This is a genomic window from Williamsia maris (genome assembly GCF_024171815.1).
Lineage (GTDB): Bacteria > Actinomycetota > Actinomycetes > Mycobacteriales > Mycobacteriaceae > Williamsia_A > Williamsia_A maris.
Genome location: NZ_JAMTCJ010000004.1, coordinates 944,867 through 953,490 on the forward strand (window position 1 = coordinate 944,867; position 8,624 = coordinate 953,490).

The following is an 8,624-nucleotide window of genomic DNA, read 5'->3' on the forward strand; positions in this document are numbered from 1 at the left end:
GTTGCTGGGGTCGGCTCACACATCCAGTTTGGCACGAGCGGTGGCATCGGATCCACGCGGCGCACGACCGCTCGTGCGGACGACGCCGGCGGCGACGGCACCGAACGCCATGGCCGCGGCGGCCAGCCACAGGGCCGTTCCCAGGGTGAAGGTGTGGCTGATCGGACCGATCAGCGCCGGCCCGGCCAACATGCCGAGATAGCCGCTGCCGACGACCGTCGAGATGACGCGGCCGCTGGGCTCGGCGGTCACGTTGCCCGCTGCGGTGAACAGTTGCGGGACGCCGCCCGCGACCCCGATGCCGAACACCGCCCAGCCGAGGATGGCGACGGCGGGTGCCGGCGCGCAGATGACCACGGTCATGCCGAGAACCGCGGTGAGGGCGCCGCCGCGGACGACCGCGACCGGTCCGAACCGTGCGGTCACGGCGTCGGCGGCGAACCGGCCGATGAGCATCGTGGCGCTGAAGGCACCGAACGCGACCGCACCCGCGGCGTCGGAGGTACCGAACCGTTCGACCAGGTGCAGTGCGCTCCAGTCGTACGCGGTGCCCTCGGCCAGCATCAAGGCGAAGGCGACCAACGCCATCAGCGCGACCCGTCCGCGCAGACCCGGCGGGAATCGCTTGCGCGAGATCGGATCGCCGGACGGGACCGGATCCGCGCCGTTACCTGCGCGTCCGGCGACCAGGAACGGCCGCGTCGCCAGCACCCCGACCGTCGACACCGCGGCCACCGTGCCGACGGTCGCGGCCACGGGGATGTCGAGGAACAGTCCCACCGCCGCGATCCCGGACCCCACCAACCCGCCGACGGAGAAGTAGGCGTGGAACGACGACATGACGGGACGACCGTAGGCCTGCTCGATGACGACGGCCTGCGAGTTCATCGACACGTCGAGCGCACCGTTGCCGAAACCGAACACCGCCAGCGCGACCGCGAGCTGGAGCGCGGAATCGGCGAAGACCGGACCGAGTGTCGACACCGCGAGCATCAGGGCACCCGCGATGGTGAGACCGCGCGAGCCCCACCGGTCGATCAACGGGCCGCAGAGCTGCATCCCCACGAACGCCGAGCCGCCGAGGATGAGGAGGAGTCCCCCGAGGGTGGTGTGGTCGACGCCGGTCCGGTCGGAGATGACCGGGATGTGCGACACCCACATCGACGCCAGGAAGCCGTTGATGCCGAACACCGCCGACACCGAGATCCGCTGTCCCCGCAGTCGACGCGTCACCGGTGGTGACGCCGTGGACACGCTCATTCGAGGTGTCGGTCGACGCGTTCGACCTTGGCGGTCAGCTGATCGTCGAATCCGGGGCGGATGTCGGCCTTGAGCACCAGCGACACCCGGGGCGCGAGGGCGGCGACCGCGTCGGTGGCCGCCTTCACGACCGCCATCACCTCATCCCACTCGCCCTCGAGATAGGTGAACATCGCGGTGGTCTGATGGCTCACGCCGGACTCGCGCACGACACGGACGGCGGCGGCGACCGCGGCACTCATCCCGCCGTCGGCATCCACCGAGTCGGCACCGGACGGGGCAAGGCTGAAGGCGACGATCATGGGTCAACGGTCACATGCACGCAGCGCCGACCGCAACCGGCAGGCCGATCAGGCCGGCCGGCCCTCGACCGCCGACGACAGCTCGGCCAGATGACCGTTGCGAGCAGCCCAGCGCTCGAAGACGATCGTGCCGAACGGCGGGATGCTCGAGATCAGCGCGAGCACGACGACCGGGACACGGAACTCCCGGGCTCCTCCGAGACGTATCGGCACGTCAGTCCGCCACTTCAGCGACATCGCCGTGACGATCGAGACGATCACGAACACCACGAAGACGATGCCGTGGACCATGCCGGGCACGGCCACCGCCTCGGTGTGTCCGAGCACCCACTTGAAGAACATCGCGATCAGCAGTGCCAACCACGTGATGGCCTCGAGAACCGCGATGAAGCGGAATCGCTTGGCCGTGGTGCGCAGGTCGAAGAAGTTGCTCATGCCGACCATTGTGCCCGATCCGGGGCGGTGATACTACGCGCGGTAGTAGGAGCGGGTCAGGACTGCGCCGGAACGGTGAGGATGAGCGCGTCGCCCTGTCCACCCGCACCACACAGGGCCGCCGCACCCACACCGCCGCCGCGTCGGGCGAGTTCGAGTGCGAGATGCAGGGTGATCCGGGCGCCGGAGGTGCCGATCGGGTGACCCATCGCGATCGCGCCGCCGTTGACGTTGACGATCTCCGGATCGATGCCGAGCTGGTCGGTCGACGCCAGTCCCACCGCGGCGAAGGCCTCGTTGATCTCCACCAGATCAAGATCCTTCGGCGCGATACCCGCACGTGCACAGGCCTTCTCGATCGCGTTGGCGGGCTGGCTCTGCAGCGTCGAATCGGGGCCGGCGACGACGCCGTGGGCACCGATCTCGGCAAGCCAGGTCAGACCGAGTTCGGTTGCCTTCTCCTTGCTCATCACCACCACCGCGGCCGCTCCGTCGGAGATCTGCGACGAGTTGCCCGCCGTGATGGTGCCGTCCTTGCGGAACGCCGGACGCAGACGCCCCAGCGAATCGGTCGTGGTGTCGGCCCGGACACCCTCGTCGGTCGTGAACTCGATCGGGTCGCCCTTGCGCTGAGGAATGCTCACCGGGACGACCTCGTCGGCGAAGACGCCGTTCTTCCAGGCCTCGGCGGCGCGCTGGTTCGAGCGGGCCGCGAACTCGTCCTGCTGCTCCCGCGTGTAGTGGGTGCGGTCGTTCTCCTGCTCGGTGAGCGCGCCCATGGGCTGGTCGGTGAACGGATCGTAGAGACCGTCGAACGCCATGTGGTCGACGAGTTCGGTGTTGCCGTACTTGAACCCACCGCGGCTGCCGGGCAGCAGGTGGGGGGCGCCGGTCATCGACTCCTGACCGCCGGCGACGATGCAGTCGAACTCGCCCGCGCGGATCAGCTGGTCGGCCAACGCGATCGCGTCGATGCCGGACAGGCACATCTTGTTGATCGTCAACGCCGCGACGTCCCAGCCGATCCCGGCCTTCACCGCCGACTGGCGGGCGGGCATCTGACCGGCGCCCGCGGTCAGGACCTGGCCCATGATCACGTATTCGACCGCCGAGGCAGGCACCTTCGCCTTCTCCAGCGCGCCTCGGATGGCGATGGCGCCGAGGTCGACCGCACTGACGTCCTTGAGGGAGCCCATCAGGCGACCGATCGGGGTACGGGCTCCGGCGACGATGACCGATGACATGGGGACCTCCGGTGTGTGACGGGCGGAGACGCGGTGTGCGTCTCCGGCGACCGTCGAGTGGCGACGTTTTCGGGCCCAACGCTACCGTTGCCCTCATGACAGCGTTTGCAGAGTCGCCCTCCGCGCCCGACCCCGCGTCCGGCCCCACTGCGCTCATCGGCGATCTGGTCACCGCGATCGATCACGTGGGCATCGCGGTGAGCGACCTCGAGGCCACCAAGGCCTGGTACGCCGAGCATCTCGGTTTCGTGTGTCTGCACCAGGAGACCAACACCGACCAGGGGGTCATCGAGGCGATGGTGGGCCCGGCCGACGCGCAGATCACCGGCAGCGCACAGATCCAGCTGCTCGCCCCGTTGGACGACTCCTCCACCATCGCGAAGTTCCTCGACCGCAAGGGACCCGGACTGCAGCAGCTGGCCGTGCGGGTCGTCGACGTCGACGAGGTGGTTCGTCGACTGACCGCCAACGGCGTCCGCGTCCTGTACCCCGAGGCACGTCGTGGGACCGCCGACTCGCGCATCAACTTCGTCCATCCCAAAGACGCTGGTGGCGTGCTGCTCGAGCTGGTGGAACCCGCATCGCACTGAGTTCGAACCGGATGTCCGTCCGATGGCGGAGTCGACTCAATGAAGTCGGCTCCACCGCGTAAACTCTGCGCCATGTCCGAACACGATCACGCCTCGCAGTCCGGCCTTCCCTTCGCCATCGCCATGCGTGGCTACGACCGAGAACAGGTCAGCGAGTTCTTCAAACGCTCGGACGCGGAGATGCGTGTCATCGCCGCCGACCGTGATGCGGCTGCATCCAACGCGCGCGAGCTCGCCGAGCACCTCGACGACGCCCGCGACGAGATCGAACAGCTCCGTCGCGACGTCGACTCGTTGTCGGTGCCGGTCAGCACCGCCCAGGGCATGAGCGACCGCATCTCGCGCATGCTGCAGCTCGCGGCGGACGAGGCCTCCGAGATGCGGGCGACCGCCCAGTCGGAGGCGGCCGAGCTGCTCTCGGTGGCCCGTCAGGAGGCGGCGGCTCTACGGGCCGACGCCGCCGAGGAGGCGTCGTCGACCCTGGCCGCGGCCAACGTGGAGTCGCAGCGTCTGCGCACCGAGGCATCCCGTCTCGAGGGCGACGCGCGCAAGCGCTCGGAGGACAACGCCGCCTTCATCGCCGACCGCACGGCCGCCATGGAGACCGAGCACAAGCGGACCATGACCGCGGCCAAGCAGGAGGCCGAGCGGATCGTGGCCAACGCGCGCGCCGAGGCCGAGGAGATCGACGTCCAGGCGCAGCGCAACCGCGAACGCGTCCAGGAGGACTTCGACGTCACGATGGCGGCCCGCCGCGACAAGGCCGTGACCGCGGTCAAGGAACTCGAGCTGTCGTCGGAGGCCACCGCACGCGATCTCATCGACAACGCATCCGCCGAATCCGATCGGCTCCTCGCCCACTCGCATTCGATCGCGACGGATCGGGTCACCCGCTCGTCGGAGCTGGTGCACAGCGCGCGTCAGCTGCGGTCACGGATGTTGGCGCAGCTCAGCGAAGTGCGTACGCAGCTCGACGACCTGCCCCGCCTGCTCGCCGAGCTGGAGGACGAGAAGGAACTCGTCGACACCGACAGCACCGATCTGCTGAACTCCGGTCTGGCCGAACACGCCAAGATCTCCCGGTCGACCGACGGACGGTCTCCGGGAGATGCTGAGACGACCGCCGACGACCAGGACGAGCAGGGATCGAACCGTACGACGCCGATGAGTCAGTCCTACCGCTGAAAACGCCTCAGGACCGATAGCCCGTACGGCCGCCGCGTCCACGCCAGCACCCCGTGTGCCAGTGCCGGCGGTCGTCGCCGCCCCTGTCGTCGACCGGCCACGCGACGATGTGCGCGATCCCGGGCAGGATCGAGTGGTTGCAGCCCGGGCACAGGTAGGTCTTGGTCGCGGCCGCACCGGAGATGGGTCGGACGTGATGGTCGACCTCGTAGCCCGCAGGTCCGCTCTCCACCCGGTGCAGAGGTCCGGCCGACGCCGCTCGCGGCGGCGGGCGATCTCGTCTGTTGTGACGGGGCATGTCGGCCTCAGAACAACCGGAACTCGGTGCTCTCGGTTCCCCGCAGCGCATCGTAATCCAGTATCAGGCAACGAATCCCACGATCCTCGGCCAGCGTTCGTGCCTGCGGCTTGATCAGCTGCGCCGCGAACACACCGGACACCGGGGCCAGCGTCGAGTCGCGGTTCATCAGCTCGAGGTAGCGCGTGAGCTGCTCGACACCGTCGATCTCACCGCGGCGCTTGATCTCGACGGCGACCGACCCACCGGACGCGTCACGACACAGGAGATCGACCGGCCCGATGGCCGTCATGTACTCACGGCGCACGAGCGTGTAGCCCGGTCCGAGGGTCTGTACGTGTTCGGCCAGCAACTCCTGCAGGTGTGCCTCGACGCCGTCCTTGACCAGACCGGGATCGATGCCGAGCTCGTGCGAGGAGTCGAGCTCGACCTCGCCGAGGATGATGCGGAGCTCTTCACCGGCCTTGTTCGTCACCACCCACAGGGCGGTGCCCGCGGCCCCGTCGGGAACCGGTTGCTCGACGAGCCGGCACGGTGGGCTCATCCAGTTCAACGGCTTGTAGGCGCGGTCGTCGGCGTGCACGCTCACCGAGCCGTCGTTCTTGACCAGCAGCAGACGACGGGCCATCGGCAGATGAGCCGTCAACCGGCCCACGTAATCCACCTGGCACTCCGCGATCACCAAACGCACCCTCCCACCTTAGGGGTCGGCGGGTTGTCGGGGCGGACCCACCCGACGATGCTGTGTGCGTGACCGATGTGACCCGGCTGTCGTCGAGAACCGTGTACCGCAACGCGTGGATGTCGGTCCGGGAGGACGACGTCCGACGGGCGGACGGGAGCGCGGGGATCTACGGCGTGGTGGACCGTCCGCTCGGCGTCGTCGTCGTGGCGCGCCGACCCACCGCGTCCGATGACGAGCAGATCTACCTCGTGGAGCAGTTCAGATATCCGGTCGGCGCACGTCGCTGGGAGTTCCCGGCCGGTACCGCACCGGACGGGATGGCGCTGGAGGCGGTGGCGCTCGCTGACCGCGAACTCCGCGAGGAGACCGGTCTGATCGCGGGGCGTCTCACCCATCTCGCCACCATCGACGTGGCGCCGGGGTTCTGTGCCCAACGATCGGCGATCGTGCTGGCCGAGGACCTCGTCCAGGGCGACCCGGACCGGGAGCACGAGGAGCAGGACATGCGTGGCCGCTGGTGGGATCGGTCGGAGCTCACGGCGGCGATCGGGACCGGGAGGATCTGCGACGCCCAGACGCTGGCCGCGTGGGCCTGCGTCATCAACCGCGGTTCGCCGCCTGCTTGAGCAGGACGTCCTCGGCCACCTCGACCGCTTCCGCCATCGTGGAGGTGATGGCGGCCTCCGAGGGGTTGGCAGGCAACCGCTCACGTGACCGCCGGTCCATCCCCACGAGGATGCCGTCGGGGTCGACGATGACCCATTCCTTGCCGTCCTCGCGCAGTGACCGACGCAGACCGATCAACATGCGACGGGACACCTCGTCGATGATGCCGACACGCCTCAGCTCCACGATGATCACCTCGGAGTCCGCGCGGATCGACTCGACGCGGCGGACGACGCTCTCGGTGCCCGAGAACGTCAGGTCGCCCTGCAGCTCCAGGACGCGGATCCGGTCGCGGTGGGCGCGGAGGTAGACCTGCTCGACCGTGCTGCGGTCCGTACCCACCTCGAGCTCGTGTCCGTCGTAGGTGGAGCGGATCGTCACCCGGCTCTCCCGGGCCACGTTGAACATGTGCAGCCCCAGATCGGCCGACAGATGCCGGCAGGCCCGCACGCCGCGGACGCTGTTGCCGTGTTCGTCGAGACGAGGCGAGTAGACGCCGATACCGAGCTGGCCGGGCAGGACTGCGAGGATCCCGCCGCCGACACCGCTCTTGGCGGGCAGCCCCACCGAGGTGACCCAGTCACCGGCGCCGTCGTACATGCCGCAGGTCGTCATCACACTCAGGACGCGACGTACGACCACCTGGTCCAACATCCGACGGCCGGTACGGGGATTGATCCCTCCGTTGGCCAGGGTCGAACCGATCACCGCGAGATCGTCGGTGGTGACGCGCACCGAGCACTGCCGGAAGTAGAGATCCACCGCGTCCTCGGGATCGGCGGGCATGACGCCGTAGCTCTCGAGCATGTAGGCGATCGCACGGTTGCGTGACCCGCTCGCCGTCTCCGACCGGTACACCGCATCGTCCAACGACAGTCGACGCCCGGCACACCCGGAATAGAAATCGAGGATTGTCCGGAACGCCTCATCGACGTCGCCGACATCGGTCGTGCCGTCCTCGTCGCCGGGAGCGAGAAGCAGTGCCGCCGCGGTGATGGCGCCGGCGTTGATCATCGGGTTCTTCGGATTGCGTGTTCGAGCGTCGACGCTGATCTCGTTGAAGGCCTCGCCGGACGGCTCGACCCCGATGTGGGCGTCGACGGTCTCGACACCCCGCAGGGACAGCGCGAGCGCGTACGTGAGGGCCTTGGAGATCGACTGGATGGTGAACTCGAGGGACGAGTCACCGATCGAGTAGACATGTCCGTCGTGGACGGCCACCGACACCGCGAACCTGTCCGGGTCGACCGCTGCGAGCTCGGGGATGTAATCGGCCAGTTCACCAACGTTGTTCACCACGCAGTCGGATTCGATATGACGCAGATAATCGACCACGACGGACACCATGCTGCCCATCCAAGCAGACGGTCTCGGAAATGACTGAAGCCCCGGAAACCGATGATGGTTTCCGGGGCTTCAGTAAGTTGTGTTCGGCGGTGTCCTACTCTCCCACACTGATTAGGGTGCAGTACCATTGGCGCTGGAGGGCTTAGCTTCCGGGTTCGGGATGGGACCGGGCGTTTCCCCTCCGCTATGGCCGCCGTAACTCTGCGAAACAGAGACACGAACATAACGGTGAAACCATTCTTGCGTCTGGATTCTATGTGTTTGTTTGTGTGTTGTTTCAGATATTGCACAGTGGATGCGAAACAAATTCAAATCTATTGCTTTTATTTGAAGGTTGTTGTTGTAAGTCCTCGGCCGATTAGTACCAGTCACCTGCACCCATTACTGGGCTTCCAGTTCTGGCCTATCAACCCCATGGTCTGTGGGGGGCCTTAACCACGCGATGGTGGTGAGAAACCTCATCTTGGAACAGGCTTCCCGCTTAGATGCTTTCAGCGGTTATCCCTTCCGAACGTAGCTAACCAGCAGTGCTCCTGGTGGAACAACTGGCACACCAGAGGTTCGTCCGTCCCGGTCCTCTCGTACTAGGGACAGGTTTCCTCAAGTTTCTTA

At 67.3% G+C, this 8,624-nt stretch carries 10 protein-coding genes and 2 rRNA genes; 3 read left to right on the forward strand and 9 right to left on the reverse strand.

Features of this window, described 5'->3' with window-relative positions; translation table 11 throughout:
* Positions 1 to 15: 15 nt before the first annotated feature.
* From LX13_RS23035 to LX13_RS23050, 4 genes are read right to left on the reverse strand one after another with little or no spacing between them, the layout of a single operon-like run.
* On the reverse strand, positions 16 to 1,260 hold the full coding sequence (locus LX13_RS23035; protein ID WP_253663593.1) for an MFS transporter: 1,245 nt from the start codon (positions 1,258 to 1,260) through the stop codon (positions 16 to 18).
* The gene (locus tag LX13_RS23040) at positions 1,257 to 1,562 is read right to left on the reverse strand and encodes a thiamine-binding protein (RefSeq protein WP_253663594.1); all 306 of its coding nucleotides are present in this window, start codon (positions 1,560 to 1,562) and stop codon (positions 1,257 to 1,259) included. The genes LX13_RS23035 and LX13_RS23040 overlap by 4 nt, the downstream gene beginning before the upstream one ends.
* A gap of 48 nt (positions 1,563 to 1,610) precedes the next feature.
* On the reverse strand, positions 1,611 to 2,006 hold the full coding sequence (locus tag LX13_RS23045) for a DUF3817 domain-containing protein (protein WP_372500008.1): 396 nt from the start codon (positions 2,004 to 2,006) through the stop codon (positions 1,611 to 1,613).
* A 47-nt stretch (positions 2,007 to 2,053) separates the two neighbouring features.
* On the reverse strand, positions 2,054 to 3,241 hold the full coding sequence (locus LX13_RS23050) for an acetyl-CoA C-acetyltransferase (RefSeq protein ID WP_253663596.1): 1,188 nt from the start codon (positions 3,239 to 3,241) through the stop codon (positions 2,054 to 2,056).
* A gap of 95 nt (positions 3,242 to 3,336) precedes the next feature.
* Here LX13_RS23050 and mce point away from each other — a divergent pair, with 95 nt between their 5' ends.
* A complete protein-coding gene (gene mce, locus LX13_RS23055) occupies positions 3,337 to 3,831 on the forward strand; it encodes a methylmalonyl-CoA epimerase (RefSeq protein ID WP_253663597.1) in 495 nt (164 codons plus the stop codon).
* Between the two features lie 72 nt (positions 3,832 to 3,903).
* Entirely contained in the window at positions 3,904 to 5,016 is a 1,113-nt protein-coding gene (locus LX13_RS23060) for a coiled-coil domain-containing protein (RefSeq protein ID WP_253663598.1), read from the forward strand.
* A 7-nt stretch (positions 5,017 to 5,023) separates the two neighbouring features.
* Here LX13_RS23060 and LX13_RS23065 read toward each other — a convergent pair whose 3' ends face one another.
* Both LX13_RS23065 and nucS read right to left on the reverse strand, forming a co-directional pair.
* Positions 5,024 to 5,314, reverse strand: coding sequence for an Rv1322 family protein (locus LX13_RS23065; protein ID WP_253663599.1), 291 nt, complete (start codon positions 5,312 to 5,314; stop codon positions 5,024 to 5,026).
* Positions 5,315 to 5,321: 7 nt separating this feature from the next.
* Positions 5,322 to 6,005, reverse strand: a complete 684-nt coding sequence (gene nucS / locus LX13_RS23070; RefSeq protein ID WP_253663600.1) for an endonuclease NucS — start codon at positions 6,003 to 6,005, stop codon at positions 5,322 to 5,324.
* A gap of 59 nt (positions 6,006 to 6,064) precedes the next feature.
* Here nucS and LX13_RS23075 point away from each other — a divergent pair, with 59 nt between their 5' ends.
* Complete coding sequence (locus LX13_RS23075) at positions 6,065 to 6,625, forward strand: NUDIX domain-containing protein (RefSeq protein ID WP_253663601.1); 561 nt, start codon at positions 6,065 to 6,067, stop codon at positions 6,623 to 6,625.
* On the opposite strand, the gene glsA is transcribed toward LX13_RS23075, so the two are convergent.
* From glsA to LX13_RS23090, 3 genes are all read right to left on the reverse strand, one after another.
* Positions 6,600 to 8,012: a glutaminase A gene (glsA, locus tag LX13_RS23080; protein WP_253663677.1), complete on the reverse strand. Its 1,413-nt coding sequence runs from the start codon at positions 8,010 to 8,012 to the stop codon at positions 6,600 to 6,602. The genes LX13_RS23075 and glsA overlap by 26 nt on opposite strands.
* Positions 8,013 to 8,093: 81 nt before the next feature.
* Positions 8,094 to 8,210: ribosomal RNA gene (gene rrf, locus LX13_RS23085) — 5S ribosomal RNA — on the reverse strand.
* A gap of 139 nt (positions 8,211 to 8,349) precedes the next feature.
* Positions 8,350 to 8,624, reverse strand: a 23S ribosomal RNA gene (locus LX13_RS23090); the annotation flags it as partial.